The 15,629-nt window shown below is 68.0% G+C and carries 12 protein-coding genes; all 12 read right to left on the bottom strand.

What is annotated here, in order from left to right; genetic code table 11:
- Window positions 1-26: 26 nt before the first annotated feature.
- The gene (locus AB2385_RS15045; protein ID WP_367655828.1) at window positions 27-323 is read right to left on the bottom strand and encodes a PTS sugar transporter subunit IIB; all 297 of its coding nucleotides are present in this window, start codon (window positions 321-323) and stop codon (window positions 27-29) included.
- 62 nt (window positions 324-385) lie between these two features.
- Window positions 386-1,672, bottom strand: coding sequence for a PTS ascorbate transporter subunit IIC (locus tag AB2385_RS15040; RefSeq protein ID WP_367655827.1), 1,287 nt, complete (start codon window positions 1,670-1,672; stop codon window positions 386-388).
- 60 nt (window positions 1,673-1,732) lie between these two features.
- Window positions 1,733-3,853, bottom strand: coding sequence for a transcription antiterminator (locus AB2385_RS15035; RefSeq protein WP_367655826.1), 2,121 nt, complete (start codon window positions 3,851-3,853; stop codon window positions 1,733-1,735).
- A 230-nt stretch (window positions 3,854-4,083) separates the two neighbouring features.
- On the bottom strand, window positions 4,084-4,980 hold the full coding sequence (locus AB2385_RS15030) for a glycosidase (protein WP_367655825.1): 897 nt from the start codon (window positions 4,978-4,980) through the stop codon (window positions 4,084-4,086).
- A gap of 89 nt (window positions 4,981-5,069) precedes the next feature.
- Window positions 5,070-5,996 (bottom strand): glycosidase, encoded by a 927-nt coding sequence (locus AB2385_RS15025; protein ID WP_367655824.1) that lies wholly within the window; start codon window positions 5,994-5,996, stop codon window positions 5,070-5,072.
- 59 nt (window positions 5,997-6,055) lie between these two features.
- On the bottom strand, window positions 6,056-7,204 hold the full coding sequence (locus AB2385_RS15020) for a Gfo/Idh/MocA family protein (protein WP_367655823.1): 1,149 nt from the start codon (window positions 7,202-7,204) through the stop codon (window positions 6,056-6,058).
- A gap of 9 nt (window positions 7,205-7,213) precedes the next feature.
- The gene (locus AB2385_RS15015; protein WP_367655822.1) at window positions 7,214-9,766 is read right to left on the bottom strand and encodes a sugar-binding protein; all 2,553 of its coding nucleotides are present in this window, start codon (window positions 9,764-9,766) and stop codon (window positions 7,214-7,216) included.
- A 19-nt stretch (window positions 9,767-9,785) separates the two neighbouring features.
- Window positions 9,786-10,634, bottom strand: coding sequence for a carbohydrate ABC transporter permease (locus AB2385_RS15010; RefSeq protein WP_367655821.1), 849 nt, complete (start codon window positions 10,632-10,634; stop codon window positions 9,786-9,788).
- Between the two features lie 21 nt (window positions 10,635-10,655).
- Window positions 10,656-11,654 carry a carbohydrate ABC transporter permease gene (locus AB2385_RS15005; RefSeq protein WP_367655820.1) on the bottom strand — a complete coding sequence of 333 codons (999 nt, stop codon included), beginning with the start codon at window positions 11,652-11,654 and terminating at the stop codon, window positions 10,656-10,658.
- Window positions 11,655-11,722: 68 nt separating this feature from the next.
- Entirely contained in the window at window positions 11,723-13,045 is a 1,323-nt protein-coding gene (locus tag AB2385_RS15000) for a sugar ABC transporter substrate-binding protein (protein WP_367655819.1), read from the bottom strand.
- 49 nt (window positions 13,046-13,094) lie between these two features.
- Window positions 13,095-14,102 (bottom strand): LacI family DNA-binding transcriptional regulator, encoded by a 1,008-nt coding sequence (locus AB2385_RS14995; protein WP_367655818.1) that lies wholly within the window; start codon window positions 14,100-14,102, stop codon window positions 13,095-13,097.
- 364 nt (window positions 14,103-14,466) lie between these two features.
- On the bottom strand, window positions 14,467-15,629 hold a 1,163-nt coding region (locus AB2385_RS14990), incomplete at its 5' end, for an IS256 family transposase (RefSeq protein WP_367655817.1).

The following is a 15,629-nucleotide window of genomic DNA, read 5'->3' as shown; positions in this document are numbered from 1 at the left end:
GTCCCCCAGCTCAGCGTCACGCCCGGTCAGGACGGGTTCCGGCCGGCCAGGTACTCCTCCAGTTTCGCCCGGATCTCCTTGGTGTCCGTGAAGTTGAAGATGGGGATGACGGTAGGCGCTGCCCCCTGCAGGACCTCCATCAGGGTGGGCGAGGCCATGATGATGTCGGCCCCCGAACCGGCGGCCATGGAGACCTCCGTGGCCTCCACCCTGGCCTTGAGGCCCATCTCCTTGAGGACGTCCTCCACGTACATGCGCAGCACGAGGCTGCTGCCCATCCCGACCCCGCAGACCGTGAGGATAAACAGCTCCTTGTCAGCCACGACCCATCGCTCCCCTCATATCCGAGTGCAGGGGCGGGCGCCGCCCGCCCCTGCCGCTTGCGCTAGGCGAAGAGTTTCAGCAACGGCTTGAAGATCAGGACCAGGATGTACCAGTCGGGGTCCGCCATGATGGCCAGCTCCGGCGCCGTGGTGCCCAGCATCTTGGCACAGATGGCCTGACCGACGGCCAGCAGGAAGCCCATGAACGCACCGCCGAAGATCGCACCCCGCACGCCGCCGGTCGAGTTGCCGAACACGCCGGCCGCGCCGCCGGGGAAGAAGAGGGCGATCATCGGCGGGATGATGACGGCCCAGCCCGTCGCGCCGAAGATCAGCATCAGGACGATGAAGGTGACGAACGCGGAGAGGAAGCCGATGATGACCGCCATGGGGGCGTACGGGAAGATGATCGGGCAGTCGAGGGCGGGCTTGGCGTTCGGGACGATCTTGGTGGCGATGCCCCGGAAGGCCGGCACGATCTCGGCCAGGATCATGCGAACGCCCTGCAGCAGCACCGCCGTGCCGGCACCGAACTTCAGGCCTTCCAGCAGGGCGTAGATGATGTAGTTCATCCCGCCCGCCATCTCGCTGACGAACTCCCGTCCGGCGAAGAGGGCGGCGATCACGGCGACCAGGCCGATGGTGAGGCTCGTGCTCACGGTTACGTCCTTCATGAACGAGATCGTGTTGGGGATGGTGACCTTCTCGGTGCTGTGCTCGGGGTTGCCGATGCGGCCGCCCACGACGGCACCCACCCAGCTGCCGAAGGCGGAGGTGTGGCCGTACGCCACGTTGTCATTGCCCATGATGCGGCGCATGTAGGGCTGCATCAGGGCCGGCTGGAGGGTCCAGTAGACGCCGCAGACCACGGCCGGGAAGAGCACGGTAAGCGCCATGGAGGCGTTGGGGAAGACCTCCTTCACCACCGCGATCATGGTGAGGGCAACCCAGAACATCAGGTGGCCGGTGAGGTAGATGTACTTGGCGCGGGTCACGCGGGCCAGGATGACGTTGATCAGGAAGCCGACGGTCATGACCAGGGCGGCCTGCCCGCTGTAGGTGGCCATGAACTGGTCGAGACCCATCGCACCGCCGGCGGTGGTGGGGGTGGTGATGCCGAAGGCCTGCTGAATGATGGGCTGGAAGTTGTTGAGCGCGGCGACCAGCACGTTGGAACCGGTAACGAGGATCAGGAAGCCCGCAATGGTCTTCACAGTACCCAGCACGATGTCGTTGAACGACTTCCCCTGTGCAATCAGGCCGACGAGGGCGACGAGGCCCAGCAGGATAGCCGGCTGGCCGAACAGGTTATCCGCCAGCCACTGGGCAACGGTCAAGAGCACGTTCATGCGGCAATCCCTCCTCATGCGCAGCTGGTTGATGTGCTGTTGGTCACGCGCAGGACACCGCTACTGAATCAGGCGCACCACCTCCTCCACTTCCGTCGCCTCCCGCAGGCGCCTGAGGGCATCGGCGTCGCCCAGCAGCCGGGCCAGGCCCGAGAGCGCCTTCAGGTGGCTCGCGTTGTCCGGCGACCCGAACGCGAAGACCAGATCGACCGGGTCGTTCTCCCCCGCCCCGAAGGCTACCGGACGCCGCAGCCGGACGAGGCTCATGCCCACCCGCAGCACGTGGGCACCGTACCGGGCGTGGGCCACGGCGACCCCCGGCACCAGGACGATGTAGGGGCCGAGCGACTGGATGGTCTGCACCATGGCCTCCACGTAGGCCGGCGTGACGCTGCCGTCCGCCACCAGCAGACTGCCTGCGGCCCGTACCGCATCCTCCCAGGTATCCGCCTCCACGTCGAGGGCGACGGTCCGTTCTGTGAGCAGATCTCGTAGCATCGGCTGGCCTCCTTCCCAAAGCGCGGGGTCCGGACGGTGGGTCACGAGCCGGGATAGCGCCTGGCGCAGCCCCGGTGGGTCCGTAATCGTGGCGTACCGGGCCACCAGGGCCATGATGCTGTCGATCAGGTCGGTCGCGCTGGGCACGCCGCCGGCCCGCCCCAGGGCAATCGCAACCCGGGCGGCGTCGACGCGCGGCAGCAGGGGATGGACGGTCACCGCCCGGGCGGACGTGCTCTGGATGGGCACCGTGGCCACGATCAGGTCCCCCTGCCGGGCCCGCGCCGCCACCTCCCGGAGCGAGGTCACCTGCACCGTCACGCCCGGGCCGAACTCCGCCTGGAGCCGGGCGGCGAGCAGCTGGCCCGTGGCCAGACCGGTGGGGCAGACGGCCAGGATCCGTCCCGGCGGGGTCGGGCGCTCCCGCTGCCGCTCCAGCGCCGCGCCCAGGTGCATGGCGATGTAGCCGATCTCGTCCGGCGTGAGCTCCACCCCGGTGCGCCGCCGCACGATCCCGGTGGCCCACGAGGCCACCTGGTAGAGCAGCGGATAGTCGCGCTGCACGTCCTGCAGCAGCGGGTTCGGCGGGGCGGGCGCCCGCTGCTGGATGCGGGCGAGGGCCGGTCCGAGGTGCAGGGCCAGCGAATCGAGCAGGGTCTGGTCGCCAGCCAGCGGACAGCCCAGGGCGCTCTCGGCATGGAGGGCGATGCAGCGGGCCAGTTCCCGCACGTCGAGCGCGGAGCCGCCGGCCTGCACGTGCAGGCGCCGGAAGAGAGCGTCCAGGTACGCCAGTTCCCCGCGGGGCAGGGCGCAGCCCAGGCGGGCCTGGATCTGCTCCGCCACCCGCACCACGGCGCTGCTCACGGCACCCGGGGGGCGGTCGCCGGGCGCCGCCGCGGGCCCGGGCAGTGACTCCGCACCGCCCAGGAGCGCCCCCCGGCGGATGCGGCGCACGACCACGGCCAGGTTGAGCACCAGGTCGGCCAGGGCGGCGTCGGTGAAGGTCACGCCGAGGTCAGCCTGGGCCGCCAGGGCGCACGACTCGAGCCAGGGGAGGTCCCGCCGGTCCAGCAGCCGCAGGAACTCGGCCGCAGGACCGGGCTGGCGCATGGGCGGGACGGCGTTCCGGAACGAGGGCAGGAGCGCGAGCCGGCTCTCCGTGTCCAGCACCTCGCCCATCAGCCGGGCGATGGCCCGCCGCTGGTCCGCCTCGTCCCCCTCCACCGCCAGGCCCCCGGGGCCCGCCCGCAGGCGCAGGCCGTCGCGGCTGAGCCACCGGGACGCCTCGCCCAGCGTGCGGGTCAGGGTGCTCTTGCTGATCGAGAGCCGCTCCCGCACGGCCTGATGCGTGAGCTTCCCCTCGCCGGCGAAGAGCAGGATGAGCAAGAGCTGCAGCCGCTCCCGCGGCGTGGCGACGTAGACGTCGGGGGTCATGGCCGAGAGCGCCTGCAGCGCCTCATGGCGGTCGCGGTCCGATCCGGCAAAGCTGACGCCGACGCCGGGCTGGTGGCGCAGCCGGGGCAGGCCCCGGGCGCGCAGCCAGGCGTCTGCGGCCTGCAGGTCGTACCGGACCGCCCGCGGGCTCACCCGCAGCCGGCGGGCCAGGGCGCCGACGGTGACCGGTCCCGGGGCGCTCAGCAGGTGCTGCAGCGCCAGCATGGCCCTGACGGTAAGGCTGACCACACGGCCTCACCCCTGCCCGATCCTTTCAACGACTAACATATGAACCGCCGTCCGAAACTCCTCCGGACGGCGGTCGCCACTTGTGCTCCGGGCATTGCGGCAAGAATGAGCCCGTGGCCCCAAACCGGCGTGGGCCACGGGCTTGCGGAAACACGCAGGAACCAGACTAGCGCCAAAATGGCACCAACGGCCCGGCGTGCCGGGCCGTGTAGACCTTTTGGGCCGGTGCCTCAGAACTTCAGGTCCGACATGCGCGTCGCCGCCACGCCGATCACGGTGTCGGCGCCGCCGTAGTACACGTAGAGGTCGTCGCCCCGCACGGCGTGGCCGTTGGAGAAGATCACGTTGGGCACGAAGCCCACCCGCTCCCATTCCAACTCCGGCTCGATGATCGGCTCGGCCTGCCGCGCCAGCACGATCGACGGGTCGCTGGCGTCCAGCAGGGCAACGCCCAGGCGGTAGGAGTTGTCGGCCTTGCGCGCGCCGTGGTAGATGAGCACCCACCCCTGGGCCGTCCGGATCGGCGGTCCGGCGATGCCCACGCGGGCGTCCTGCCACGTGCCGGGAATTGGCGAGAGCACCTTCTTGTGGTCGGTCCACGTGACGAGATCGTCAGAGTAGGCCAGCCAGATGTCGGGATAGCGCCGGTGGAGCAGGCAGTAGCGGCCACCGATCTTTTCGGGGAAGAGCGCCGCGTTCTTGTTGGGTTCGTCCAGCACGGGGCCGTGCCGCTCCCAGACGATCAGGTTCTTGGACGTGGCCCTGCAGATGCGGTAGTCGCCCTCGAACCGGTCCGAGAAGCCAGTGTAGGTGAGATGATACGTGTCGCCGATCTTCACCAGGCGGGCGTCCTCCGCCCCCCGCAGCTCCTGGATGTGCTCGCCGGGAGCCAGGACGGGGCGGTCCAGGCGGGTGAAGTGGATGCCGTCGGTGGAGACGGCGTAGCCGATGGCGTTCATGTACCGGCCGTAGCGGGCGTGGCCGCCGATGTTGGTCGCCCGGTACAGCAGATGGAAGAGCCCGTTGTCATAGATGGCCGCCGTGTTGAAGACGGCCGCCCGCTCCCACTCGTTGGCGGGGTTAGGTTCGAGAATGGGCTTATTGGAGAGTCGCTCCAGCTTGATCATCTATCGCATGGCCTCCTGACGAGGATGACACTACGTGGGGGCCGAACGGTACGGAGCCGGGTCGGAACATCAGGGGCCGAGGGCCTGCCCTAGATCTGCTGCGTCAGGTGCCGCAGCAGGAAGGTGCGGTCCACCGCCGCCACGCCCATGCAGCAGTCGCCGGCGCCGTAGTACACGAAGTAGGCGCCGTCCTTCTCCACCGAGCCGCAGGAGAAGACCACGTTGGGCACGAGGCCGTGCCGCTCCCAGTCGGTCTCGGGCTCGAGGATCGGGTACGGGTACCGGGCCAGGACCTTGGTGGGATCATCCAGGTCCAGCAGCGCCACGCCGAGCCGGTAGACGTGGTCGCTGTCCACGGCGTGGTAGAAGAGCACCCACCCCGCCTCCGTGCGGTGGGGCGGGCCGGCGGCGCCGATCTTCTTCGCCTCCCAGCTGCCCGGAATCGGCTCCATAATCTTCTTGTGATCGGTCCAGTGCTTCAGGTCGTCCGAGAAGGCGATCCAGATGCTGGGCTCCCGCCGGTGCAGGAGCACGTAGCGCCCACCCACCTTCTCCGGAAATAGTGCCACATCCTTATTGGTTTCGTCCAGAAGTATCTCGCGACCGTGCCATTCGAACAGGTTCTTCGACCAGGCGATGGCCGGACGGTAGTCCAGCCAGTGCCTGCCGCCGAAGGCGGTGTAGCACATGTAGTACGTGTCGCCGAGGCGGGTGATCCGCGGGTCCTCCACCCCCCACGCTTCCTGCTCGGTGGCCGGCTCGAAGACCGGCCGGTCGAACCGGCTGAAGTGGATGCCGTCGGTCGAAATGGCCAGGCCGATGCGGGAGACGAACTTCTCCTCCGGCCGCGGCACCGGGCTGTTCAGGTTGAAGCGGCTGTCCACCGCCCGGTAGAACAGGTAGATCAGCCCGTTCTGGTACAGCGCGCCGGCGTTGAACACGGCCTCCCGCTCCCACGGGTGCTCCCGCACCGGCGTGAGGATGGGTTGCTGTGAGAGTCGCCTGAGCTTCAGCACAATCGGGGCCTCCTTGTTCCTGTGGAGTGGTTCCGGGAACGGTCGGGCTCACGCACGGGTCAGCCCTGAGCGCGCGTGGCGGCAACCGCAAGAGCGAGGGAGGCCGCCGCGTCCTTCAGGGTGACCTCGGGCTGATACGACGAATCCCGCACGCTCCGGGCGAAATCGGCGATGCCGGCCTGGATCGTCCGGGCGTAGACCGTCATCTTGCCCTCGGGGCACTCGACGCGCAGCTTCACCCGGTGGCTGACCTCCCGGGCCGTCCACCGGCCCTCGGTCTTCCGGTCTGCGGAGAGATACCCCTCGACCAGCTCCAGCTGGGTCCGGATGGGGGCAATCCGTCCCGCGCCCATCGCCAGCGCACCGCCGGAAACCATCGTCGTGAGCGCCTCAATGCCGTCCTCGTCCAGAATCGCCTCGGCCTCCAGCGCCACCGGCATCCAGCCGAGCACGTCCAGGTAGCCCACGTCCAGCGCCAGCCGGAACGTGGTCCGCTCGATGCGCCGGGGCTTGTCGAAGCCGTGGTAGAAGGTCGCGGGCACGTCGCCGAACCGGGCCATCGCCATCACCCGGTCGACGGGACCCTCCTCGCCGCGCCGCCAGGCCCGGCTGTGCAGGATCTCGCCGGGGGCGCCGGCCAGGTGCGCCGCGATGTCGAAGAAGTGCACGCCGTGCTCCACCCAGATCCCGCCGCTCACCCCGGGGTCCCAGAACCAGTGGCCCGGGGGCAGGGGCTCGTCGGCGGCGTCGTTCTCGAGGCTCATGTGGCGCAGCGCGCCGAAAAGCTCGTACTTCACGATGCGCCGGGCCAGGCGGTAGATCGGGTTGAAGCGGAGCACGTAGTTGATGCCGACCCGCAGCCCCGCCGCCGCGGCCAGGCGCTGGATGGCCTCCGCGTCCTCCATGCGGATGGCCAGCGGCTTCTCCACGAAGACGTGGCGCCCGTGCCGCAGCGCCTCCAGCACCTGCGGGCCGTGGGACGAGGGCGGCGTGGCCAGGTAGACCGCCTCCACCTCCGGGTGGCTCACCAGGTCCGTGTAGGTGGTGCAGGCCGCCGCACCCGCCGCGGCGCCGATCCGGGCGGCGCGCTCCGCGTCGACGTCGTGCACGGCCACCACCCGGACCTCAGGCATCTGCGCGAAGGCGTCCAGCGCAAACTGACCGAAGCCGCCAAGGCCGGAGATGCCCAACCGAATTGGTTCCTGCATCGTATGCGGTCACTCCTTCCACTCTGTGAAACCGGCGTTCCAGTGGCGGATCAGCTCGAGCCGCCGCCCGTCGGGGCCCTCCAGCACCTTCCGCTGGCGGCTGGGCACCAGCCAGAGGGCGTCCACCACCGAGCGCCGCTGGGAGTCGGCGCCGCTGCCGGTGATGCGCACCTTGTAGTCGCCGGGCTCGAGCTTGAGCGGCAGCCCGGTCAGGCGGTCGAGCCAGAGGTAGTCCCGGTCGGGGCTTACCGCCTCCTGCAGCACCAGCGCCTCGTGCTCGCCCACCTGCACCGTCACGGCCACGTCGCCCGGGCCCTGCGAGGTGGGGACCACCACGTCCTGCTGCGGGGGCGGCGCTGTGGTGAAGATGAGCGGCGCGAGGTTCTCGGCCGCATCCGGGTCGAGGCCGGTCCAGCACATGAAGCCGCCGCCGGTGCTCCCGCGGCCGATGTCGATGCCGGCGATCCAGACGGTGGGGTCCTCGGCGGTCGCGGCCGCCTCGGCCGTCCAGTCCCCCTGCCCCGCCGCCCGGCCGCTCAAGCCGTCCAGCCGGCCGAGCGAGGCCAGCGGCAGTGCGGCCTCATACACATAGCCTCCCTCGCGCTCCTGGAAGGCCAAACGGGCGCCCGGCAGGAAGCCCTCGCCCTTCCAGTCCCACACCTGCGGACCCTGCGGGGTCTGGGCGAAGGTGAGCTTCACGTCCACCCGGCTGCCGTTGCCGGCCGTGTCGAGGTACACCCAGAGGGCGTCGCCCCGCCAGACGCCGGGGCCGATGCTCTCCTGGCTGTGCTCCGGGTCGCGCACCTCGGCGCCGATGTAGAGGTTCTCATCGTCCCAGAGCAGGCGGAAGCGGAACGAGTCGACTTCCGCGCCGGGCCAGGTGGACCGTCCCCGCAGCACCTGCTCCGGCCGCTCCACCGCCAGCACCGGGGCGCCGGCCCACTCGGCGTCGTCCAGCACGCCGTCGATGGTCACCGGGCCCGCCGTCCGGACGGCCGGCACGGCGTTGGCCAGCGGGTCCTGCGGGGCCGCCTGCCGCTCGTGGGCGAGGTAGAGGTGGTACTCCCCCGCCTCCGCCACGTGCAGGTCCAGCTCCACCGCGTCACCGGGGGCCAGGGCGTAGTAGCGGCCGCCCGAGAAGTTGGCCTCGCCGGTCCATTCCCGGCGCCCGTACTGGGGGTCGCCCGCCACCGGCTCGCCGCTCTCCACCTCCACCACCGCGGCGTAGGAGCGCTCCACCTCCCGGTATTCGAGGTACCGGGCCGCCTCGGGCTCCCGCACGATCCGCTGGAGCGAGAGCAGCGCCTCCACGGTGGACTCGGCGCCGGCGTTCCGGTTCACCATGAACGCATTGGCGCCGTTGATGCCGTCGTAGCCGCGCCCCGTCTCGGGGTCGTACATGGCCACGCCGGCGATGTTGTTGCCAAAGAACCACGAGCCTGCCAGGCCGGCGTAGCGGGCGTACTCCACCCTGCCGGTGGCCCGGTAGAGCTCGTCGAAGCCGTGGATCAGCATCGAGATGCCGTAGGCAATCTGCCCCTGCCGCTTGAAGCTGACCGCCGCTTCATTGATCATGTCCGTAACCAGCAGGTAAGTATAGAAGGAATCGGCGGTCTGCCGGGCGGCGGCAATCCAGTCGCCCCGGCCCAGCACCCGGCCCGCCCGGGCCAAGGCCATCACCTGGTGGCTGCCCCAGGCGTGCCAGAGGGCCGTGGAGCTCACGTTGGAGGGCTGCGCGCCGAAGGGGTACTCCGCGTAGGAGCCCAGCTGGTACGCGGCCACCGCCTCGCCCAGCTGCTCCACCAGGGTCCGGGTCTGCTCGTTGGGCTCCGCCTCGTACCAGACGGCGAGGCCGTAGAGGGCGAGCGACGTGAGGTCAGAGCCCCCGCCCAGGAACCAGCCCGGCACCTGCGTGCCGTGCAGTTCGTCCCAGTTGCCGTAGCCGACCAGGTTCCGCCGGAGGGCCTCCTCCCCCCGGAGGTAGGCTTCCTTCAACTGCGCGGCGTAATCCGGGTCCAGGTCACGGAAGAGGGCATACCCCTCGGCCAGGGCCCACTGCCCGCGCGCGGCCCACCAGGACCACGATTTGTACGAGGTCTGGCCGGTGCGGTTGATGGTGCCCTGGTTGTCGGTGACGAAGTTGAAGTACTCGCCGTCCTCCGCCTGCATGTACATGACGAAGTTCAGCAGCCGCCGGGCGTGCGCGAGGGCGGCGGGGTCGTGGGTGTCGCGGTAGTAGTTGAGGTAGACGATGGCCGCGCGGGCCACGTCGTCCACGCAGGCGATGCCCTCACCGCTGGCGTCCACCCAGCCGTAGTCGGGGGCCTCCGAGTAGATGTGGACCAGGGAGAGCTCCCGCCCCTCCACGGCCATGGGCTCCACCAGGCTGTTCAGGTGGGTCAGGTTGATCAGGCCGCTTCGCATCGGTCGTTCCACCGCCTCCGGCCCCCACGGAGGCTCGCCGCCGTCGCTCTCGGGGGCGGGGGCTGAGGCAGGCCGCACCGTGCAACCGGCCACAAGCACCAGCAGGAGTGCGACGCACAGGGCAGGCTTCCACCGCATGCGGGTCACCTCCCACGGCTTACCCCTTGGTGGCGCCGACGTTGAGTCCTTCGATGAAGTACCGCTGGGCCGCGAAGAAGAGACCCAGGATCGGCAGCGCCATCAGCACCGACATGGCCATCATGTAGTTCCACATGGGGGCCTCCTTGGAGAGCGTCTGCTCGAAGAACTTGAGGCCCAGAATCATGGGGAACTTCTCCATGGAGTTCAGGTAGATCAGCGGCGCCTGGAAGTTGTTCCAGTTGCCCTGGAAGGAGAGCACGCCGATGGCCAGCAGTGCGGGGCGGATCAGGGGCAGCATGATGTGCCAGTAAATCTGGAACACGTTGGCACCGTCGATGAGCGCCGCCTCCTCCATCTCGCGGGGGATGGTGAGGAAGAACTGTCGCATCATGAATATGTAGGCGGGGCCCCACGCGAACCAGGCGCCAATCGTGAGCGGGTCAAAGGTGTCGACCTGGCCCAGCTTCGACCAGAGCAGGAAGCTGGGGATCATGGTCACAACGCCGGGCAGCATCATGGTGGAGAGCAGGATGAAGAAGAGCACGTTCCTGCCCTTGAACTGGAAGCGGGCGAAGCCGAAGGCCACCAGCGACGTGGTGAGCAGCTCGGCCACCATCGCCAGGATGGTGATGAAGAGGGTATTCCACAGGAACCGGCCGAAGGGCAGGACCTTCCACGCCTCGATGTAGTTGCGCCAGACCGGGGGCCTGGGGATCCACTCCGGCGGGTAGGTGAAGAGAGCGTCGGGCCCCTTCAGCGAGGTGGAGACCATCCAGAACAGGGGCACCACCACCACGGCCGCGCCCAGCGTCAGCAGGAAGTAGGTGACGAAGGCCTTGATGAAGTTGAGCACCTTGGTGTTCATTCCGGACTCCCTCCCCTCGCGTCAGTGCTTGCGGACTTCGCCCTCGTAGTAGACGTGCGCCTCCGAGAACTTCCAGACCAGGGCCGTGAGGATCAGGATCATGATCATCAGGAACCAGGCGATGGCGGAGGCGTAGCCCATCTTGAACTGGGTGAAGCCCTGCTGGTAGACGTAGACGTTCAGGAAGGTGCCGGCGCCGCCCGGGGTCCGGATGAAGAGCGGGGCGGTGAAGTTCTGCATGGCGCCGATCACGCCCATGATCAGCACGTAGAAGAGCGCCGGCGAGATCATCGGTACGGTGATGCGCCAGAAGACGGTCCACGAGCCGGCCCCGTCCACCCGGGCCGCCTCCTTCAGCTCCATGGGCACGTTCTTGAGGGCGGCCAGCAGGATGACGGTGTTGGAACCGAAGATGCCCCAGAACGACATGATCACGAAGGAAGGCAGCACCAGCCGCTCATCGGAGAACCAGGAGAGCGGCTGCATGTCCAGCAGGCGGTAGAAGGGCGCCAGCAGGGTGTTGATCAGCCCCTGGCTGGCGAACATCCAGCGCCAGAGGAGGGCGGTGGCGGCTGCGGGCAGCACCGACGGCACGTAGTAGAGGGTCCGCCAGAAGCCCACGCCCTTCACGTCCTGCGCCAGAAGCGTGGCGGTGGCCAGGGCGCCCAGCATCCCCAGAGGCACGCTGATCACCGAGTACAACACGGTCAGCCGCACCGAGGGCCAGAAGCGGGGGTCCTTGGTGAACATGTAGCGGAAGTTCTCCAGGCCCACCCACTTGGGCGGCGTGAGCACGTCGTACTCGGTGAAGGCGAGGTAGAGCGAGAAGACGAACGGGTAGATCTGCCAGATGATGAAGCCCAGCAGCCAGGGCAGGATGAGGGCGTAACCGACGGCCGTGGACCGGCCGGCCTTCATCGCCCGCAGCAGGCCGTAGACCACCAGCATCAGGAGCAGGATGGCCGCTCCGACCACGACCCAGTGGACCAGGGTGTAAATGTAGGGATTCGACACGGGCATTCCCCCCTGCTATTGAGCGGACGGGCCCGCCGCCCCGGGCCCAGGGGGCCGGCCCGCCCGTGCGCCCACTAGGGCAGGACCTCTTCCAGAGCCGCCCGGGCCTGTTTGGCCAGCTCCGCGGCTGTGCCCTTCCCGTGGTAGAGAGGATCCTGCAGCTGCTCCCAGAAGATGGTGTCCCACTCGGGATGCCGCGGGATGATGCGGTAAGCCCGCATCTCCGGCGCCGCCGCGACGATGGTGTCGGCAGCCTTCTCCTTGCGCGGCTCGTTGGCGATGACCTGCTCCTTGGTGGCCAGCGACTTCCGCGGCGGGACGATCTTCCAGTGGTGGATGCCCTCCGTCAGGGCGATCAGCGCCTCATACGCCTGATCGGGATACTTGGTCTTGGCGTTGACGACGGTGGAGGCGGACCAGGCGAAGTTGGTCTGATCCTTCGGGCCCTTCGGCACCTTCACGTGGCCGACCCGCAGGCCCTCGACCCGGTCGAGGTCGTCCGCGGCGCCGCCGAAGTACATGGCGATCTTGCCCGCCTTGAACATCTCGCCGAAGCCCTGCTCGTTGATGGTGGCCTCCGACGGGGCAACCTCTTCGTTGTAGATGATCGAAGCGTAGAAGTCGAGCGCCTGGACGGCCTCAGGCGAGTCGATGGGCGAGCTCTTCAGGTCGGGGGAGATGACCTCGCCGCCGGCCTGCCAGATGAACATCTGCACGGGCGGCCAGCCGTTGAAGCTGGTGCCGTAGATGCCCTTCTCCTTGTCGGTGAGCTTCACCGCCAGCTCGCGGAACTCTTCCCAGGTCCAGTCGTCGGTGGGATAGGGCAGGCCCGCGTCGTCAAACAGCTGCTCGTTGTAGTAGACGATCACAGGCTGGGCGATCCAGGGCAGGCCGTAGATCCGGCCCTCGTACTGGGCGTGCTCCAGCACCATCGGGAAGTAGTCGTCGAGGTTGGCGGTCGGACGGCTGTCGTTCTTCAGCCGGTCGGTCAGGTCCATGAGGGCGCCCTTGGAGGCGTAAGGTACCACGTACTCCTGGGACAGCCACATCAGGTCGGGCGCGGTGCCGCCGGCGAGCATGGTCTGGATCTTGGTGTAGTAGTCAGCCGGTGCGGGCTCGTGGACGATCTGGAAGTCGGTGGCCTCAGCGTTGATCTTGTCGATGATCTGCTGCAGTTCGGCCGACTCGTCGGCGCCGGCCCAGGTGGCGAGGCGGATGGTCACCTTCTCCTTGGTTGCAGGCTCCTGCTGGGTGGGCTGCTGTTCCGTGGTCTGCTGGGTCTGGGTAGTGGGCTGCTGGCTGCTCTGCGGCTCGGTGCTCTGCTTGCTGCCGCAGGCGGAGAAGACCAGTGAGAGCGCCAGCAGCATGGAGGCAAGTACTTTCGGAGTCCGTCTCATCCCAATACCCCCTTAGTGAGTTACGCGGTGAGAACGCCGCCGGGGCGAATCACCCCTGCTGGCGGGATCTCCGAAGGGCGGTGGACGCCCGCTCCATCAGGGCGACGTGCATGGTGATGGTGATTGGCAGCAGGTCGCCGACTTCCATCCGCTCCAGCACCCGCCGGGCGGCCAGGCGGCCCATCTCCACCTTGTCGACCCGCACGGTGGTCAGCGGCGGGTCCACGAGGCTGGCCTGGGCGATGTCGTCAAACCCGGCGAGGCCCACCTGGTCCGGGATGGAGAGGTTCTTGGCCTTGAGGATGCCGAGGATGTGGAGGGCGGTCATGTCGTTGCCGGCGACGATGGCGAAGGGCGGCTCGAGGGCGCGGCACAGCTCCTCCACCACCGCCGCAGCGGCAGACCAGGCGAACCCGAGCTCGTACTGGCGCACGTCGAGCCCCTCCAGGCCGCTGCGGGCGATGGCCCGCTCGAAGCCCTTCCGGCGGGCGGCAAACGAGGGGTCGCTGAAGGACTCGCTCACGAAAGCCAGGCGGCGGTACTCCTGCCGGAGCACGTGTGCGGTGATCTCCTCCGCGCCGCCGAAGTTGTCCGAGATAACAGAGTCTACGCCCCGCACGAGCCGGTCGATGACGACCACGGGCATGCCCCGCCGCTGGGCCTCGAGGGCCAGCTCCTCGGAGGCATCGGCGCCGATGAGGATCAGGGCGTCGGACCGGTCCCGCTCCACCCGGAGCACGGCCTCCGCCCCCTGGTCGGGGCTGTACGGCAGCAGGGTGAGGTCGTGGCCGGCCTCCTGGAAGACCTGGTGCATGCCGGTGATCACCGGGCCGTAGAAAGAGCCGCCCATGGGGTCGGGCTCGTAGGCCTCGAGCCGGCGGGGCAGCACGACGGCGATGCGCTTGGGCGTCCGGCCGCCCTCGAGGGTGCGGACGGCGTCATGGACGCGCCGGGCGAGTTCGGGGGCCACCGAGGGGTTGTCGTTCAGCACCCGGGAAACGGTGGCGGGGGAAACGCCGGCGACCTTGGCGACGTCGCGGATGGTCCAGCGCTTCATCGGCTGTGGCCCCCTTTGGAGAAACGGTTTGTTTCACGGTTGTTTCTCCAGGGAGACAATACCATAGCTCCAGGAAACGACGCAAGTGCTATTTGTGTTAGACTATTGGGGGATAAGTGCTTTTGGGCGCGAAGAAAGCCGCCCACCCTGTGGGGGTGGGCATATTCTTTCGAGCCTGGTTCTCGATAGCATCGAGTTCTGACGACGCACGTCGTCATACCCTCAACGTGGCCGAGGCATTACTGTATGCCTGTGGCAAGTGGTTCAAGCATCTTCACTCTAGCTGGTGACTATGTGAAGCATGAGACATAAAGATCATGTCCCGTCAAGTGGTGTACTTTGGGTTCCCGAAATCTTGTTTCCGTTAGTCGGCACTGAGCGCCAGGAAGTCGGTGCTGCTGACACTTTGCTTGCCAGTGTACAGCTTGGCCATGGATGCCTGGCTGAAATACCGCCTCGGAGCCGCCGTCCACTCGTCTTGCTGCTCCATCAGGACAGCTCCCGCAAGGCGGATCACGGCTTCTCGGTTGGGGAAGATACCAACAACGTCCGTCCGACGGCCGATCTCTCTGTTCAGCCGTTCCAAAGGGTTTGTGGAGTGCAGTTGTCGCCAGTGCTCAACCGGGAAGGCCATATAGGCCAGGATGTCCTCCTCGGCGTCTTCGAGCATCTGAGCGGCCCGGGGGAACTGCGGCCGCAGGTTGTCAACGACAGCGGCCAGTTGGCGCCTTGCCGCTTGCTGATCCGGCTGTGCGAAGATCGTCCGCACCACAGCCGCAACCATGGACTGCCAGTGCTTGGGGACGTAGCCTAGCAGGTTGCGCATGAAGTGCACGCGGCAGCGCTGCCAACTGGCTCCGCCCAGCACCGTCCGGATCGCTTCCCGCAGGCCCACATGGTTGTCACTGATGGCTAGCAGCACACCCTTGAGGCCGCGGGCAACCAGTTGACGCAGAAACGCGGTCCAGAAGGCGCCGTCTTCGCTGGGGCCGACGTCCAATCCCAAGATCTCACGGTCGCCGTTTTCCCGCACCCCGACGGCGACGACCAGCGCCATGCTCGATACCCTGCCGTTTTCCCGGACCTTCACGTACTTTGCATCCAGCCAGACGTAAGGATAGCGGCCCTCCAACGGTCGATTGCGGAAGGCCTCAACCACTTCATCCAGTTCGGCGCAGAGCCGCGAGACCTGACTTTTACTCACCCCCGTCATGCCCAAGGCATGTACCAGGTCGTCCACCTTCCGGGTACTTACCCCTTGTACGTAGGCCTCTTGAACCACCGCCACCAAGGCTCTCTCGGCCCGCCGGCGCGGTTCGAGCAAGCTGGGCATGTAAGAGCCCTTGCGGAGTTTGGGGATCTGCAGATCGATCGTCCCGACCCGCGTATCCCACTGTCGCTCCCGATAGCCATTGCGGTAGGTGCTGCGGTCGGCAGACCGCTCGTACCGGCTGGCGCCAATCTGCTGGGACACCTCCAGCTCCATGAGGCCCTGCGCCAGCACCCGCACCCCTTCCCGGAGGAAAT

The organism is Symbiobacterium sp., from assembly GCF_040797425.1.
Classification (GTDB): domain Bacteria; phylum Bacillota; class Sulfobacillia; order Symbiobacteriales; family Symbiobacteriaceae; genus Symbiobacterium.
Note: the sequence above shows the minus strand (reverse complement) of the source record. Positions and strands in the feature narration are given on the sequence as shown.